Raw genomic sequence first — 15,822 nt, forward strand, 5'->3', positions numbered from 1 at the left:
GCTGGTGCGGGGCCACTACCGTGCGGGCATGCACGCGGTGATCACCCGAGCCCTGCGCCGCCAACGGATCACCGTGGTCGGCGCGGTCGTGCTGGGTCTGGCCTGGGGGCTCCTCGTCCGGGCGAGGAGTGACGACGGTCTGCTCACTGTCGTACCGATGCTGTTGCTGCTGGTCGGCTCCGGGGTGGTGCTCTTCCGGGGCCCCAGCCGCGCTGCGCTGCGGGTGGACCCGGACGCGGTCGTGACGTACGCGCCACCGCGTGCCCCCGCGCCCTTCGCGGCCTTCGCCGTCGCCTGGCTCTGCTTCCAACTGGTCCGGTACGGCGGTGAGCGGGAACTCGGTCTGTTCCGGTGGCTGCTGGTCGTCGGCTCGATGGCGTTGGTCGTCTTCGTGGTGGTCGACCGGTGGCGACAGGTCCCGATGGTCGACCTCAGCCCGGAGGGCGTCGGCTTCGGACGACCCCGACGCACGTTCTTCGTACCCTGGTCAGCCCTCGCGGCCGGGCAGCCGATCCTGCCGACGGCGCAGTCGCGTGCGCTCCGTCTGGTCCTGGCCCGGCCCGAACTGGTGAGCCGGGAGGGCGGCCGGCGGCGGCGGACGGACCGGGAGCTGCTGCCCACCCACGACGTGGACGTGGCTCCGGATTTCCTCGCCGCCGCGATCCGCCACTACCTCGACCATCCGGCTCACCGCCCGGCCATCGGCACGGTGGCGGAGCACGCCCGGCTCTGCCGGGCCCTCAGCGGGGAGTGAGCGACGGGGCTACAGTCGGCTGGTGCGTACCGCCCAGCAGATCCTCGCCGACGCCGCCGTGATCGCCGTCGTGGGCGCGTCCCGCGACCCCCGCAAGGCCGCGCACAGCGTGCCGGCCCAGATGCAGCGGTACGGCTGGCGGATCATCCCGGTCAACCCGACCGCCGACGAGCTGTTCGGGGAGCCGGTGTATCGGTCCCTGGCCGACATCCCGCACCCGGTGGACCTGGTCGACGTCTTCCGTCCGGCCGAGGACGCCGTCGAGGTGGTCCGCGAGGCGGTCGCCATCGGCGCGCCGGCGGTCTGGTTGCAGCTCGGGATCGTCTCGCCCGAGGCCCGCCGGATCGCCGAGGAGGCGGGCATCGACTACGTCGAGGACCGCTGCCTGATCGTCGAGCGGGCCGCCGCCGGTCTCACCCGCCGCTGAACGACCGCCACGCGGGAGGCGGCACCGACGCGTCCAGCCTTCGGGGCCACCCGGGCTGAAAGCGGCCTGTGGCGGGACATCACCTGTCGGGGCCTTTTGGACCTGCCCCGCCCGTCGGACCACGCAGCCGGGGCGGCCCGATCCGGCCCGCAGCGGAAGATGACCTGACGGGCCCTTTGGAGCTGCCCCGTCCATCGGACCACGCAGCCGGCACCGCAGCGGGGTTGCCCTGCCGACGGACGCGAGCGCGTGTTGCCCCGTCTGTGCGGGCAGCTCGACAGCGTCCCGTTAGGGACCCCACCGGGCCGCACGCGGGGCAGCGAGGCGCGGGTCAGAGCCCGCACTCCCGGAGCAGCCGCCGGGATCCACGGCTTACCGAGCGGCAACTGAACGTTCGGTCAGTACCTGCCCGGCATGCGGCCGGGCCAAGGTGACCGGTCCACGCATCCCTGTGAAAAGCTTCACCGCTACTGTTAGCGTCCGGCAGGAGAGACCGTTCCGCCAACGGGCGGCGAGGAGGGCAGTCGTGAGTTACCCGCCACCGTCCGGCCCGGGTTGGGGCGAGCAGCCGCACAAGGGCGACCAGCCACACTGGGGCGAGCAGTTGCCGTACACGCCGCCGCCCGGGTACGGGCAGTACGGCCCACCGCCCCCCAGCAGCGGAAACACGAACGTGATGGCCATCCTCTCGCTGGTCTTCGCGTTCGTGTTCTCTCCGGTCGGCATCGTCCTCGGACACATGGCCCGTAAGCAGATCCGGCAGACCCACGAACAGGGCGAGCAGCTCGCCCTGTGGGGCCTGATCCTCAGCTACGTCTTCACCGGGCTCTACCTGCTGTTCTGCTGCGGGTGGCTCGGCCTGGTGGTGTGGGCCGGCACGAACAGCGGCACCACCACCTGACGTCAGCGGAACTGCGCCTCCCGGACGCTGTTCCCGCCGTCCACCACGAGCATCTGCCCGGTGATGTACGAGGCGGCCGGTGAGCAGAGGAAGACGATCGCGGCGGCCACCTCGTCGGGCGTACCGGGGCGGCCGACCGGGGTGCCGAGGCCGTGCCTGATCTCCGCCACGGTCGACGCCGCGGTGTGGATGGTCCCCGGGGCGACCGCGTTGACCGTCACCCCGTCGGCGACCATCTCCATGGCCAGCGCCCGGGTCAGCCCGACCACCCCCGCCTTGGCCGCCGAGTACGCCGCCTCGGTCGGCAGGGCGTTGACCGCCCCGGCGGTGGCCGCGAGGTTCACGATCCGCCCCCAGCCACGCTCGGCCATCCCCCCGATGAACGCCCGGCTGCACAGGAACGCGGTGTTCAGGTTCCGGTCGATCTCCGTACGCCACTCGTCGTAGCTGAGCTGCGCCACCGGGCGGAGCACCTCCGGGCTGGCCCGGCTGGCCAGACCCGCGTTGTTGACCAGCACCTCCACCTCGCCGAGCTGCTCGGCGACGGCGTCGGCCAGCGCGCCGACCTCGGCCTCGTCGGTGAGGTCCGCGACGAATCCGGTGGCCCCGAGTTCGCTGGCCCGCTCGTGGATGCGCCGGGTCGTCGAGACGATGGCGACCCGGGCACCGAGATCGGTCAGCCGGCGGGCCGTGGCGTACCCGATGCCGTCCGGACTGCCGGCACCGGTCACCAGCGCCACCCGCCCGTCCAGTCGCATGGTCACCGGCTCGGGCAGGGCCACCGGCTCGTCCTGGTCGGTCAGTGCCGCCGGGAGGGGGCCACGGCTCCGTCGGGCCGCCCCCGGACGGCTCACGTCCCGGCGGGATCGGCCGGAACGGTCCGCAGCACGCGCGTCAATCGCCATGCCGCGATCCTGCCCGCTCGGCAGGGTCCGGGCAACGCGGCACCCGGTAACGCGATGTTCGGCTTTCGCCCGGGGTGACTACCCTGACGGCGCAGCCAGGACACGACGGAGAAGAAGACCTCATGACTTATCCCCCGCCCTCGGAGTGGCAGGACCCGGCCCGGTCGGATCCGTCCTCCGCCCCGCCGCTCGACCCGACCCGGTCGATGGCCGATCCGCCCGTGCCGGCGCAGTCGACCGGGCCCGACCCGTACGCCCCGGCACAGCCCGTCGCCGACCCGTACGCGGTGCCCGCCTACACCGTGCCGGCGTACCCGGCGTCCGGCCACCCACCGGCGGGCTACGCGGCTCCGGCGGGCTACCCGCCGCCCGCGGGCTACCCGGTCTACCCGTACCCGCCGGCCCGCCCGACCAACAGCCTCGCCCTGGTGTCGCTGATCCTGTCCGTGCTGGGGGTCACCTCCTGCATCACGGCCCCGATCGGCGCGATCCTCGGTCACGTCGCCCGGCGGCAGATCCGGGAACGGGGCGAGGACGGCGACGGCCTGGCCAAGGCCGGCATCATCGTCGGCTGGGTGCTCACCGGCCTCATCGGACTGGCGATCGTGGCCTACGTCCTGTTCATCGTCTTCGTGGTGTCCCAGTCGAGCAGCAGCACCTACTGACCGGGGGCGGGTGCCGGCCCGGTGCGTCCGGGCCGCGCCCTCCGACCGTCCGGGCCGCTCAGGCGGTCGGCGGGGTGAAGGTGGAGGTCCGGGTCATCCCGGCGGCCCGCCCCTTCGCCGCGATCACCAGCGCCATCTTGCGGGACGCCTCGTCGATCATCTCGTCGCCGAGCAGCACCGCGCCGAGCCGGCCGCCGGCCTCCGAGGTGTAGTGCTGGTACGCGTCGAGGATCAGCTCGGCGTGGTCGTAGTCGGCCTGGGCCGGGGAGTAGACCTCGTTCGCGGCGTCGATCTGGCCCGGGTGCAGCACCCACTTGCCGTCGAAGCCGAGCGCGGCGGAGCGCTTCGCCACCTCGCGGAAACCGTCGACGTCGCGGATCTGGAGGAAGGGCCCGTCGATGGCCTGCTTGTCGTGCGTCCGGGCGGCCATCAGGATCCGCATCAGGATGTAGTGGTAGGGGTCGCCCGGATAGTCCGGGATGAGCGCGCCGACCGTCAGCGACCTCATGTTGATCGAGGCCATGAAGTCGGCCGGGCCGAAGATGATCGTCTCGATCCGGGGCGACGCGGCGGCGATCTCGTCGACGTTGACCAGGCCGGCGGCGTTCTCGATCTGCGCCTCGATGCCGATCCGGCCGACCGGGAGGCCGAGCGTCCTCTCCAACTGGGTGAGGGTGAGGTCGAGCCACTGGACCTGGGCGGCGTTCTGCACCTTCGGCAGCATGACGCAGTCCAGGTTGGCGCCGGCCCCCTCGACCACGTCGATCACGTCCCGTACGTCCACGGGGTGGTGAGGTCGTTGACCCGGACCACCCGGGTCTTGCCGGCCCAGTCGCCCTCGTTGAGCACGGCGACGACGTTCTTCCGGGCGTCCGGCTTCGCCAGCGGGGCGACCGCGTCCTCCAGGTCGAGGAAGACCTGGTCGGCCGGGAGCCCCTGCGCCTTGCCGAGCATCTTGACGCTGGAACCCGGCACCGCCAGGCAGGACCGGCGGGGACGCCCGACTGCGGCCATCGACTGCACTCCTTTTCCCGTCCGACGACGACGGCGGACGTGACGACGCGGGGGCTCGGATACGTCACGGTAACCTCGCGCCATGACGCGGGAGAACGCACCTGTGGAAGAGGTCACGCGGCGGCGACTGGTGGTGGTGACCGGTGCCAGTTCGGGGATCGGCCTGGCCGCCGCCGTGGCCCTGGCACGCCGGGGTGACCAGGTGGTGCTGGTCGGCCGCGACCCGGCCCGGCTCACCGCCGCCGGGGAGCGGGTACGGGAGGCAGGCGGCGAGCAGCCCGCCCTGTTCCGGGCCGACTTCGCGGTGCTGGACGACGTACGCGGGCTGGCCGAGCGGCTCCGCGCCGCGTACGACCGGATCGACGTGCTGGCCCACAACGCCGGTGCCATCGTGTTGCAGCCGGTGACCACGATCGACGGTTTCGAACTCTCCATCCAGGCGAACCACCTGGCCCCGTTCCTGCTGAGCAACCTGCTCCGGGACCGGATCGGCCGGATGGTGGTGACCGCGTCGGCAGCGCACCGCAGCGGCGCGCTCGACCCGGACGACCTGAACGCCGCCCTGCGCCGCTACCGCCCGATGCGTGCGTACGGCACCAGCAAGCAGGCGAACATCCTGTTCACCGCCGAGGCCGCGCGCCGGTGGCCGGATGTGCCGGCACACTGCTTCCACCCGGGCGTGGTGCGGACCCGCTTCGGCAACGAGAGCCGGCTGGTGGCGTTGGGCATGCGGATGCTGCCGTTCCGAAGCCCGGAGCGGGGCGCGGACACGCTGGTCTGGCTGGCCAACGAGGACCCCGCGCGGCTGGTCGACGGCGGCTACTACGCCGACCGGCGGCCCCGCCGCCCGCTGCCGAAGGCCGCCGACCGCCAGCTGGCCGCCCGGCTCTGGGAGGCCAGTGCGCGGGCGGTCGGCTGCGGCTGAGACAGAGTCACGTCCACGGGCTGAGGCGAACGGCGCTTGGGGTGGTTGCAGGGGGCCCTTCCTACCGTTTTCTGGTGAGGAGGGGTCCCCTGCAACCACTGGTGGTTCGGGTGGTTCAGGTGGTTTCGACGATCATGGCGGCGGCGACGGTGCGGTTGGTGGCTTCGTCGATGATGATGAACCCGCCGGTGGTGCGGTTACGGCGGTACTCGTCAGCGAGCAACGGCACCGTGGTCCGCAACCGGACCCGACCGATCTCGTTGAGTTTCAACTCGGTCGCGGTGTCGTCACGGTGCAGAGTGTTGACATCCAGGCGGTAGTGCAATCCCCGCACGATCGCCCGCGCGGTGCGGGTGGTGTGTTTGATGGTGTACCGGCCGCCGATCTGCAACGGTCGGGTCTCGTCCATCCAACACACCATCGCTTCGATGTCCTGCGTCGGCGTGGGAGCGTTGTTCGGCCGGCAGATCATGTCCCCACGGGAGATGTCGATCTCATCGGTCAAGCGGACGGTGACGGACATCGGCGGGAACGCCTCCCCGACCGGCCCGTCAGCGGTCTCCACCGACGCGATACGGGAGGTGAACCCCGACGGCAGGACCATCACCTCATCACCCGGCTTCAACACCCCCGAGGAAACCTGCCCCGCGTAACCCCGGTAGTCCGTCACCGTCGTGGACTGGGGACGGATGACGTACTGCACGGGGAACCGGACGTCGACGAGGTTCCGGTCCGACGCGATGTGCACATGCTCCAGGTGGTGCAACAACGAGGGGCCTTCGTACCAGGGCGTGTTCTCCGAGCGGGTGACGATGTTGTCGCCCTTCAACGCCGAGATCGGCACCACCGCCAGATCCGGAACATCCAGTTTCGCGGCGAACGCGGTGAACTCGTCGGCGATCTGCTCGAACACCTCCTGGGACCAGTCGACCAGGTCCATCTTGTTCACACACAACACCAGATGCGGCACCCGCAACAGGGAACACAGGAACGCGTGACGGCGGGACTGCTCAACCAGACCCTTCCGGGCGTCGACCAGAATCAACGCGAGATCCGCCGTGGACGCGCCGGTGACCATGTTCCGGGTGTACTGGGTGTGCCCCGGAGTGTCGGCGATGATGAACTTCCGCCTGGGGGTGGCGAAATACCGGTAGGCGACATCGATCGTGATGCCCTGCTCCCGCTCCGCCCGCAACCCATCCGTCAACAGGGCGAGGTTCGTGTACTCGTCACCACGAGCAGCCGAAACCGCCTCCACCGCCTCCAACTGATCCGTGAACAACGACTTCGTGTCATACAGCAGACGGCCGATCAACGTCGACTTGCCGTCGTCCACACTGCCCGCCGTGGCGAACCGCAACAGGTCCATCGACCGGAACGCGGAATCACTGTCGAGCAGCGGCATGGTGTCGGTGGTCATCAGAAGTAGCCCTCCCGCTTGCGGTCCTCCATGGCGGCCTCACTCACCCGGTCATCCCCCCGGGTCGCACCCCGCTCCGTGATCCGGGTCGCCCCGACCTCCTCGATCACCTTCTCCACCGTGTCCGCATCCGAGCGGACCGCAGCCGTACACGACGCGTCACCCACCGTCCGGTAGCGGACCCGCGCCACGAACGGCGTCTCCGACCCCCGGGGCTGGATGAACTCGTTGACGGCGTAGAGCATGCCGTCCCGCTCGATCACCTCGCGTTCGTGGGCGAAGTAGATCGACGGCAGGGCGATCCGCTCCCGAGCGATGTAGTGCCACACATCCAACTCGGTCCAATTCGACAACGGAAACACCCGAATCGACTCACCCGGATGATGCCGACCGTTGTACAACGACCACAACTCCGGACGCTGATTCTTCGGATCCCACTGCCCGAACTCATCCCGGAACGAAAACACCCGCTCCTTCGCCCGCGCCTTCTCCTCATCCCGACGCGCCCCACCGAACAACGCATCAAACCGATGCTTCTCCACCGCATCCAGAAGCACCGGAGTCTGGATCCGGTTCCGGGTGCCGTCCGCCGGTTCGGTGACCAGCCCCCGGACCAGCGCCTCCGGCACGCTGGCCACGATGAGGTGCAGGCCGAGTTCGTCGACCCGCCGGTCGCGGTACTCCAGCACCTCCGGGAAGTTGTGACCGGTGTCGACATGCATCACCGGAAACGGAATGCTCGCCGGAGCGAACGCCTTCTCCGCCAACCGGAGCATCACGATCGAGTCCTTACCCCCGGAGAAGAGCAGCACCGGCCGCTCCATCTCCGCCACCACCTCACGCATCACGAAGATGCTCTCCGCCTCCAAGGCGTCCAGGTGGGTGGTCTGGTACTGCGCCGATCCGCCGTTCATCGGGATTCCTTTCCGAGCAGGGACGTCTGCGGTGCGGCCGTCCCGGCGGCGGCCGTCGACAGCTGCCGGCTCAGGGCCTCCAGCAGCGGCGCGGCCAGATCCGGACGGCAGACCAGCAGGTCGGGCAGGCGGGGGTCCACCTCGTTGTAGCGCAGCGCGGTCCCGTCGATCCGGCAGGCGTGGAAGCCAGCCGCGGTGGCGACCGCCACCGGGGCCGCCGAGTCCCACTCGTACTGCCCCCCGGCGTGGATGTACGCGTCCACCTCACCGGTCACCACCGCCGCGATCTTCGCCCCCGCCGACCCCATCGGCACCAACTCCGCACCGATCTCCTCGGCCAGGTCGGTCAGGAAGGCAGGCGGACGACTCCGGCTCGCCGCCAGCCGGATCGGGCCGTCGCCGGCCTGGTCGGTGCGCGACCGCAACGGGAACTCCGTGGTCAACACGCGTCCCTGGGCGGGCAACCCCACCGCCCCGGCGATCAACCGGTGCGGGGTGGAGGCGTGCCGGTGCCAGAGCGCCACGTGCACCGCCCAGTCCGAACGGCCCTCCTCGGAGAACTCCCGGGTCCCGTCCAGCGGGTCGACGATCCACACCCGGTCGGCGTTCAGCCGGGTCGGCCCACCCCCCTCGGTGACCGAGCGGCGGGAGTCGTCGTCCTCTTCGGAGAGCACCGTGTCGGTCGGCCGCCAGCGTTCCAGCTCGGCGAGGAGGAACTCGTGGGAGGCCCGGTCGCCGGCCGCCTTCAGCGCGGCCGGATCGGCGTAACCGTGCTCGGCGCGTACCGCGAGCAGCAGTTCGCCCGCGCGGGCCGCGAGCCACTGGGCGAGCCCGCCGTCGGACTCCGGTGGGTTGATCGACATGTGCGCTCCTCCTGCGGGATCGGGGCCGGTGGACACGGTCACTGGACGGCCCGCCGGGTGAAGGACCGGACGCTGAGCCAGGTCAGGGCGACCGCCATGCCGGTCAGCACCAGCACGCAGACCCAGGCCGGCATGTGCGGTACGTCGGGCAGCATCGCGCCCCGCACACCCTCCGAGACGTACGTCATCGGGTTGGCGGCGGTGACCACCTGGAACCAGCGCATCGACTCCAGGCGGGGCCACGGGTAGTGGATGCAGCCGGTCCAGATGATCGGCGTGACGATGACCGAGAAGGTGACGTTGATCCGCTGGATCGGGAGGATGGTGGAGAGGGTCATCCCGATGCCGCCGCCGACCCACGCACCGAGCAGGGCCACCAGCAGGGCGGTCGGCAGGCCCTCCAGCCGCCACGGCGCGGAGCCGACCACCAGGGCCCCGAGCGGGTACATCAGGACCGCCGCGAGCAGGCCCCGGATGGTGGCGACCACCAGCTTGCCCACCGCGACCAGGCTGGTCGGAAGCGGCGCGAGCAGCCGGTCCTCGATCTCCATGGTGAAGCCGAACTCCTTCACCAGCGGCAGGGCGGTGCTCTGCAGCGCGGTGGTGAGGGCGGCCAGCGCGATCACGCCGGGTAGGAAGAGGTTGGCGAACGACCGCTCGACGATGCCCTGGCCGCCGAGGATGTGGCTGAACACGAAGAGCATGAACAGCGGGGTCATGCCGACCTGGATCAGGATCACCCACAGCTCCTTGCCGGTGACCAGTAGGTCGCGGCGGAGCAGGGCGAGGAAGACCCGGCCGGCGGGTGGGCGGTTCCGGACCTCGCGGCGTACCGGGGTGGGGGTGTCGAGGGCGGTCACCGTGGGTCCCTTCCGGTGAGTTCGATGAAGACGTCCTCCAGGCTCGGCTCGCCGATGTGGATGTCGTTGAGCGCCGCCGACCGGCCGGTGAGCAGGGACAGCGTCGGGCCGAGCAGGTTGGCGGGGTCGGTGGCGAGGTGCAGGCGCACCCGGATCCGGCCCTGGGCGCCTGCGGCAGACAGGGTAGCGGTCGGCGCGTTCCCGTTGCCCCGGGCGCGGGCGGCGAGCTTCGCCAGCGCGCCCGGTCCCAACTTGGCGAGTGCGGCCCGACCCGCAGGGCCCAGGCCGGCACCCCGACCCGCACCGGCTGCGCCAGCCGCGCCGACGGGCAACGGCCGCCGTTCGGCCTTGCGTACGCCGTCCAGCTCGCGCAGCGCGGCGACGACCTCGTCGGCGTCGTCGCGGGCGGCCGGGGTGACCGTGAGATCCAGGATGGCCTGCCCGGCCAGGCCCCGCACGAGGTTCTGCGGGGTGTCCACGGTGAGCAGCTTGCCGTGGTCCACGATGCCCACCCGGTCGACCAGGTTGGCCGCGTCGTTCATGGCGTGGGTGGTGAGCACGATGGAGACGCCCCGCTCGCGCATCTCCCGGATCCGGCTCCAGATCAGCAGCCGGGTCTGCGGGTCCAGCGCGTTGGTCGGCTCGTCGAGGAAGAGCACCTCGGGCTCGTGCATCCAGGCCCGCGCGATCATGAGCCGCTGCGCCATCCCGCCCGAGTACGCCTCGATCCGGCGGTCCGCGCGCTCGGCCAGGCCGAAGCGTTCCAGCAGCTCCTTCGCCCGTTCCTCGGCCTCGGGCCGGGGCACCCCGTGGTAGGCGGCGTGGTACAGGAGGTTCTGCCGGGGGGTCAGCGCGCGGTCCAGGTTGTTGTGCTGGGGCACCACCGCCAGGTGGGCGCGGGCACCGACCGGGTCCCGGCTGACGTCGACGCCGCCGACCAGGGCCCGGCCACCGGTGGCCCGCAGCCGCGTGGTGAGGATGCCGATGGTGGTCGACTTTCCGGCCCCGTTCGGCCCGAACAGCCCGAAGGTCTCGCCCGGCGCGACGGTGAACGACAGTCCGTCGACGGCGTTGGTCGTGGCCCGGGGGTAGCACTTGACGAGATCGACGACCTCGACCGCCGGACCGTCTCTGCTGGGCATGCCTTCTCCTGTTCTGGGGGTGCGGGGTGCCGGTCGGCGTCAGGAGCCGGCCGGTCGGGGGTGCGCGTCGAAGAACTTCCAGATCTCCGCGGTCGCGTCCAACGCGGTCGAGGGGGGTTCGAGGCCGAGGAGTTGCTCGGCGCGGGGGTTCGGCTTCCCGCCCGGCCACTGGTGACCGGCGTCGGCGATGGTGATCAGGTCGACGGCGCGGCCCTGCGCGCAGGACGACGTCGACCGGGTCACCGGCCCGTCGGCACGCTCGGTCGGCGCGGCGCAGTCGTCCACCGCGCGCCACTTCGCCATCAGCTCGGTCAGCGGCGGCCCGTCGATCTTCACCGGGTTGCGTCCGGTGCCGTCGTTGTCACGCTTGCCCGGACCACCCCGGTACGGCATGGTCTCGTCACGCAGGCCGTGGATGTGCAGCACGCTGACCGGTGCCGGCGACGCGCACTCGCCGGCCAGCGAGGTCGCCACCGCGCCGACCGCGGCGAAGAGGTCGGTGTCGCAGGCCAGCCGGTACGCCAGCAGCCCACCGTTGGAGATCCCGGTGACGTAGGTGCGGGCCGGGTCCACCGGCATCCGGTCGCGGAGGGTGCCGACCAACGCCTCGACGAAGGCGACGTCGTCGACCCCCTGCCGGACCGGTTGGCCGCAGCAGTGTTCGCTGGCCGCCCAAGCCCGCTTCACCCCGTCCGGGAAGGCCACCACGAAGCCGCCCCGGTCGGCCTCCTCGGTCCAGCCGTACGCCTCCTCGGCCTGCTCGCCGGTGCCGGCCGCGCCGTGCAGCATGACCACCAGCGGCACCGGACCGGTCAGCTCCAGCGAGGCCGGCCGGTACAGCCGGTAGGTGCGTTCCCGACCGTCGACGGTGAGGGTGTGCGCGCTCGACCCGGTCGGCACGTCGGAGCCGGACCCGGGCGCGGTGGAGGTGTTCGGTGCCGGCGCCCGGTCGCCGTCGCGTCGGTCGTCACGCCGGTCGGCGGTGCACCCGACGGCACCGGTCAGTCCGACCAGGGCGGCGAGGAACCCGGCGAGCAGGGACGGGGAGCGGAGCCGGCGGGTGCCACCCGGGGCACCCGCAGGACGGGAGGTCGTGGCCTCCCGGCGACGGGCAGTCAAAGGCATCATATGCCCACTTTCACTGACAAATGTTCGAGGAGTGTCAGGACTTGCCACGCACCGTGCAAGGACTCCGGGCGGGGTCGGGCCCCGGCGGTGGGGTCTGCGAGCGCAGCACCGCCGGGACCCGGTGAGGCGTGACGGGGCGTCAACGGCCCCGGGTGTCGTACCGGATGAGTTCCCAGCCACCCTCGGGCACGTCGTCGGTCGGGTCGGCCCGCAGGTTCATCGGGTTCGCCATGCCCAGGTAGAGCGTGGCGCCGTCGGTGACCATGTTGCGGATGCCGTAGTTGAGGTAGTTGCCGACACCGGAGTCGCTGACCACCTTCGCGGGCTCGCTGGCGGACTCGAAGACCAGCAGGTCGCCGCCGTAGACCGGCTCCGGCAGGGCCGGGTCGTCGTCGGCCGCCGCCGCCAGCGACGGAGCGCTGAGCGCCTCGGCGGCCGCCTCGACCGACAGGCCGGACATCGCGGCGGCCTCCTGGCTGAGTTCCTTGGCCAGGTAGCTCCAGTCCATCGTGCCGACGTAGAGCCGGCCGCCGGCCACCGCCATCTTCCAGGTGTAGTTCAGGTACGGGTTGCCGAAGCCGGACGAGCCGTACAGCGGGGTCTGTCCGGTGGAGACCTTCGCCCAGGCGCCCGCGCCGCCGTTCGCCGCCGGGTCGTACGCGGGCAGCTCGGCCGCGCCGTAGAGCAGCTCGACCTTCTCCGCCCGCTCACCCAGCCGCTTGCCCCGGTAGATGCTGATCGCCCGCTGGGTGTTCTGGATCGTCGCCTGCCTCGCCTCGTCGGTGGCCGGCGGGTAGGCCAGCAGGTGCTGCCTCGTGGCCTTCAGCGGCACGTGCATGGTGCCCCAGTAGAGGTACCCACGGTAGGAGACGAGACCGCCCAGACCGTAGCCGGCGGCCACCACGGGATCCGGCTCGTACGCGGAGACGTCCCAGACCTGCTGCCAGCTGTCCGCGTCCTCGGGGGTGAGGCCGGGCGCGCCCTTGGCGAGCACCGGGCTCGTCCAGACCGCGGCGAGCTTGCTCGGCGGGGCGGGCTCGTCGGCGGCGCTGCTCAACTCGCCGTCCGAGCCGGGCCAGGTGCTGACGGCGATCCGCCCGTCGTGGACGGTGATGTCGGCGGCCTGCGCCGGCAGGTTGCCGACGATCTGGAAGTTGAACGGGTCGGTCTTGCTGCCGACCCACCGCAGCACGTGACCGCGCAGCGAACCGTTCGCGCCGACGCCGACGCCCGCGTACAGGGCGTCTCCGGCGACCGTGAAGTGCCGGATGTTGCCGAACTCGGGGAAGTTCCGCGAGCCCAGGAAGGTGCCGGTGTCGGTGTCGAAGGCGAACAGGTTGATGCTCTTGCCGATGGCCGGGCCACCGAGCAGGGCCACCCCGCCGAAGCTGCCGGCCGCCCGGATGCCGGTCGTGCTCCGCAGCCGGTCCGAGTGTTCCTTGGCCGCACCGGTCACCAGGGCGGTCTTCTCGGTGAGCTGCTTGGCCTTGGTGTCGTAGCTGTAGAACCGGGGCATCCGGTGGTCACCCAGGTATCCCGGCAGCTGCGGGTTGGTCTTGACGACCTGGCTCTCCTGGTACTCGCAGACCCAGTCGTCGTTGAGGACCGGTTCGTTGCTGCCCAACTGCCGTCCGCTGGTGAGGCAGTTGACGTTGGCGCCGGTGCCGAACCAGAGGTTCTCGCCGGCCCGGGTCATCCCCCACAGGTACCCCTGGTTCACCTTGGCCTGCCCCGAGGCGCACGGCGGGCCCGCCGGGTACGGGAGGCCGACGCCCGCGAAGCACTCGTCCGGCTCGGCCTTCGCGATCACCTGCGGGTTCGGCTTCGGCTGGTGGTGCCGGTCGTCCTCGGCGGTCGGTGCGCCGAGCGCGGTTGCCGGGGCTGTCAGCGCGGCCCCGAGGCCCAGTACGGCGACGGCCGCCCAGAGCCGCCGAGAGTGGATCCGGATGGGTTTCACACTGTCTCGCTTTCGTGCCGGTTATCGAAAGACGGTTCCGGCCGGGACGGCAGAACCGTGGCTGGGGTTCGACGACGTCCGGTCAGCCGACCGGCTGACGGGCCCGGGACGGGTCGACGACCCGGTCGGCAACCTGCTCCGCCCACGTCTCCGGGTTGTCGAAGTCGAGGAAGCGGCCGAGCCGGCCCAGTTCGGCGACCGGGTCGGCGACCAGTTCCTCGTACCGCATCGTCAACAGGTGGGCCGGCTTCTCGTCGGCCAGCGCCTGCTCGGCCTGGGCCGCCATGAACGCGCAGAGGCCGAGGTAGCGGCGCAGGTCCTGGCCGCGCTCGCGGAGCGCGTCGGCGGTCAGCCGGTGCGGCAGGAACTGCTCCATGTCCGCCGGCACCTCCTGGCCGGGCTGCACCCGGAACGGGTCCAGCCCGCAGCGGCCGAGGAACTCCACCCGGAGCTGGATGAGCTGGAACGACGAGTGCCGGCTCATCGACTTCGCGGTCGGTTCCCAGTCCCGGGTCAGGTAGACGATCTTCGCCTCGGGGAAGCCCCGGAGCAGGTACGGCGCCACGTGGCTGGAGCCGCCGGAGCGTTCCACCCAGCGCTTCTTTCCGGTCAGCACGGCCAGCAGGTCCAGGAAGTCCTGGTGGTGCCGGGCCACGCTCTGCTCGGGGAAGTCGGGCACCCGCCGGCCCAGCTCGTCGAAGAGGGCGTCCGGGTCGTCGGAGACCTTCGACAGGGTGATCGCCAGGATCCGGGGCAGCTCGGTCATCCGGTCGCCCCACCGGCCGGTGGACGGGTAGTGCAGCTCCTTCGGGGGCAGCCCGATCCGGAACAGCGTGGACAGCTCCGCCTTGGGGCTGGACAGCACGTCCCAGTACTCCGCCCCGGTGATCACCTCGGCGCTGCGCGCCCAGGGCGCCACCGACATGAAGAACTCCTGGGCGGAGAGCGTGTCCGGCTCCTCCGCGATCAGGTCGGAGAGGAGCGTCGACCCACACCGTCCACTGCTGATGATGATCGACCGACCGGTGATCGGGGTGTCCATCGGGAGTCCTCCTGCGCGTTGCGTGGTCATGAGGTGGTGGTGTGGTCGACGGTGAGCCCACCGGCGACGGTGACCCCGCGCTCGGCGGGCGTCCCTGCCCCGACCGGCAGCGCGCACTCGGCGGCCAACCAGTCGAAGACGTGCCGGCGTACCTGCTCGGGCTGGTCGATCAGGACGGTGTGCTTCTCGTCAGGTAGAACGACCGAGCGGGTCTGCGGAAGCAGCCGCCGGACGTTCGGGGCCAGTTCGTGCACCGCCGACCGGCCGCCGTAGAGGCAGAGCACCGGGCAGCCGACGGCCGCCAGCCGGTCGGCCGGCGGCAGCGCGCTGGTCGGCAGTTCCTCGGCGAGCGTGGTGGTGGTCAGCATCTGCCGGGTCTCGTCGGCCCGGCGGGCGGCGAGCCGCCCCCGCCGGACCCCGATCTCGGCCACCGTGCCCTCCCGGGGCAGGCGGTCGGCGACCCGGGCGAGGCGGACCTTCACCCGGGCCATCCACTCCGGGATGGGCGGAGCGGACTCGACCGCCACGATGCCGGCGACCCGGTCCGGGTGCCGCGCCGCGTACCCGAAGGCGATCGTGCCGCCGAAGGAGTTGCCGCAGAGCAGCAGCGGACCGGTCACGTCCAGCTCGGTGAGCAGTCCCGCCAGGTCGTCGACGAAGTCGGCGAGGGCGTACCCGGTGGCGGGCCGGTCGCTGCGCCCGTGCCCGCGCAGGTCGTACAGGACCACCGGGAACCCGGCGGTGGCCAGCGGCTCGGCGAGGGTGAAGTACCAGCTCGCCATCGTGTCCGAGGCCATGCCGTGGATCAGCACGGCGGTCGGCATCGACGCGGACCGGTCCGCCGGTGGCGGGTGGGGCGGGTCCAGGCGCTGCGCGTGCAGCGTGATCCCGTTCGCCCGAACCAT

At 71.5% G+C, this 15,822-nt stretch carries 15 protein-coding genes and 1 pseudogene; 5 read left to right on the forward strand and 11 right to left on the reverse strand.

The window, feature by feature from the left end:
• Positions 1-28: 28 nt before the first annotated feature.
• The 3 genes from GA0070618_RS06440 (at position 29) to GA0070618_RS34560 (ending at position 2,082) form a co-directional block, all read left to right on the forward strand.
• Positions 29-754: a hypothetical protein gene (locus GA0070618_RS06440; RefSeq protein WP_088980825.1), complete on the forward strand. Its 726-nt coding sequence runs from the start codon at positions 29-31 to the stop codon at positions 752-754.
• Between the two features lie 22 nt (positions 755-776).
• Positions 777-1,181 (forward strand): CoA-binding protein, encoded by a 405-nt coding sequence (locus GA0070618_RS06445; RefSeq protein ID WP_088980826.1) that lies wholly within the window; start codon positions 777-779, stop codon positions 1,179-1,181.
• Between the two features lie 526 nt (positions 1,182-1,707).
• Complete coding sequence (locus GA0070618_RS34560; RefSeq protein WP_231931627.1) at positions 1,708-2,082, forward strand: DUF4190 domain-containing protein; 375 nt, start codon at positions 1,708-1,710, stop codon at positions 2,080-2,082.
• A gap of 2 nt (positions 2,083-2,084) precedes the next feature.
• Here GA0070618_RS34560 and GA0070618_RS06455 read toward each other — a convergent pair whose 3' ends face one another.
• A complete protein-coding gene (locus GA0070618_RS06455) occupies positions 2,085-2,987 on the reverse strand; it encodes an SDR family NAD(P)-dependent oxidoreductase (RefSeq protein ID WP_088980828.1) in 903 nt (300 codons plus the stop codon).
• 122 nt (positions 2,988-3,109) lie between these two features.
• On the opposite strand from GA0070618_RS06455, the gene GA0070618_RS06460 reads away from it, so the two are divergent.
• Positions 3,110-3,652, forward strand: coding sequence for a DUF4190 domain-containing protein (locus GA0070618_RS06460; protein WP_088980829.1), 543 nt, complete (start codon positions 3,110-3,112; stop codon positions 3,650-3,652).
• Between the two features lie 58 nt (positions 3,653-3,710).
• Here GA0070618_RS06460 and GA0070618_RS06465 read toward each other — a convergent pair.
• A pseudogene (locus GA0070618_RS06465) lies at positions 3,711-4,666 on the reverse strand (HpcH/HpaI aldolase/citrate lyase family protein).
• A gap of 103 nt (positions 4,667-4,769) precedes the next feature.
• Here GA0070618_RS06465 and GA0070618_RS06470 point away from each other — a divergent pair.
• A complete protein-coding gene (locus GA0070618_RS06470) occupies positions 4,770-5,591 on the forward strand; it encodes an SDR family NAD(P)-dependent oxidoreductase (protein WP_170107934.1) in 822 nt (273 codons plus the stop codon).
• A 115-nt stretch (positions 5,592-5,706) separates the two neighbouring features.
• Here the strand turns inward: GA0070618_RS06470 and GA0070618_RS06475 are convergent, their stop codons facing one another.
• The 9 genes from GA0070618_RS06475 to GA0070618_RS06515 form a co-directional block, all read right to left on the reverse strand.
• A complete protein-coding gene (locus GA0070618_RS06475) occupies positions 5,707-7,011 on the reverse strand; it encodes a sulfate adenylyltransferase subunit 1 (RefSeq protein ID WP_088980830.1) in 1,305 nt (434 codons plus the stop codon).
• On the reverse strand, positions 7,011-7,925 hold the full coding sequence (gene cysD, locus GA0070618_RS06480; protein ID WP_088980831.1) for a sulfate adenylyltransferase subunit CysD: 915 nt from the start codon (positions 7,923-7,925) through the stop codon (positions 7,011-7,013). The genes GA0070618_RS06475 and cysD overlap by 1 nt, the downstream gene beginning before the upstream one ends.
• The gene (locus tag GA0070618_RS06485) at positions 7,922-8,788 is read right to left on the reverse strand and encodes a 3'(2'),5'-bisphosphate nucleotidase CysQ (RefSeq protein ID WP_088980832.1); all 867 of its coding nucleotides are present in this window, start codon (positions 8,786-8,788) and stop codon (positions 7,922-7,924) included. The genes cysD and GA0070618_RS06485 overlap by 4 nt, the downstream gene beginning before the upstream one ends.
• Positions 8,789-8,826: 38 nt before the next feature.
• The gene (locus GA0070618_RS06490; protein WP_088980833.1) at positions 8,827-9,648 is read right to left on the reverse strand and encodes an ABC transporter permease; all 822 of its coding nucleotides are present in this window, start codon (positions 9,646-9,648) and stop codon (positions 8,827-8,829) included.
• Positions 9,645-10,790: an ABC transporter ATP-binding protein gene (locus GA0070618_RS06495; protein WP_088980834.1), complete on the reverse strand. Its 1,146-nt coding sequence runs from the start codon at positions 10,788-10,790 to the stop codon at positions 9,645-9,647. Before GA0070618_RS06495 ends, GA0070618_RS06490 begins: the two co-directional genes overlap by 4 nt.
• A gap of 39 nt (positions 10,791-10,829) precedes the next feature.
• Entirely contained in the window at positions 10,830-11,918 is a 1,089-nt protein-coding gene (locus tag GA0070618_RS06500) for an extracellular catalytic domain type 1 short-chain-length polyhydroxyalkanoate depolymerase (RefSeq protein ID WP_231931628.1), read from the reverse strand.
• Positions 11,919-12,057: 139 nt separating this feature from the next.
• Positions 12,058-13,875, reverse strand: coding sequence for a hypothetical protein (locus GA0070618_RS06505; RefSeq protein ID WP_231931629.1), 1,818 nt, complete (start codon positions 13,873-13,875; stop codon positions 12,058-12,060).
• 82 nt (positions 13,876-13,957) lie between these two features.
• The gene (locus tag GA0070618_RS06510) at positions 13,958-14,917 is read right to left on the reverse strand and encodes a sulfotransferase (RefSeq protein ID WP_088980835.1); all 960 of its coding nucleotides are present in this window, start codon (positions 14,915-14,917) and stop codon (positions 13,958-13,960) included.
• Positions 14,918-14,943: 26 nt separating this feature from the next.
• Positions 14,944-15,822 carry an alpha/beta fold hydrolase gene (locus GA0070618_RS06515; RefSeq protein WP_231931809.1) on the reverse strand — a complete coding sequence of 293 codons (879 nt, stop codon included), beginning with the start codon at positions 15,820-15,822 and terminating at the stop codon, positions 14,944-14,946.

This window comes from Micromonospora echinospora (assembly GCF_900091495.1).
Classification (GTDB): Bacteria; Actinomycetota; Actinomycetes; order Mycobacteriales; family Micromonosporaceae; genus Micromonospora; species Micromonospora echinospora.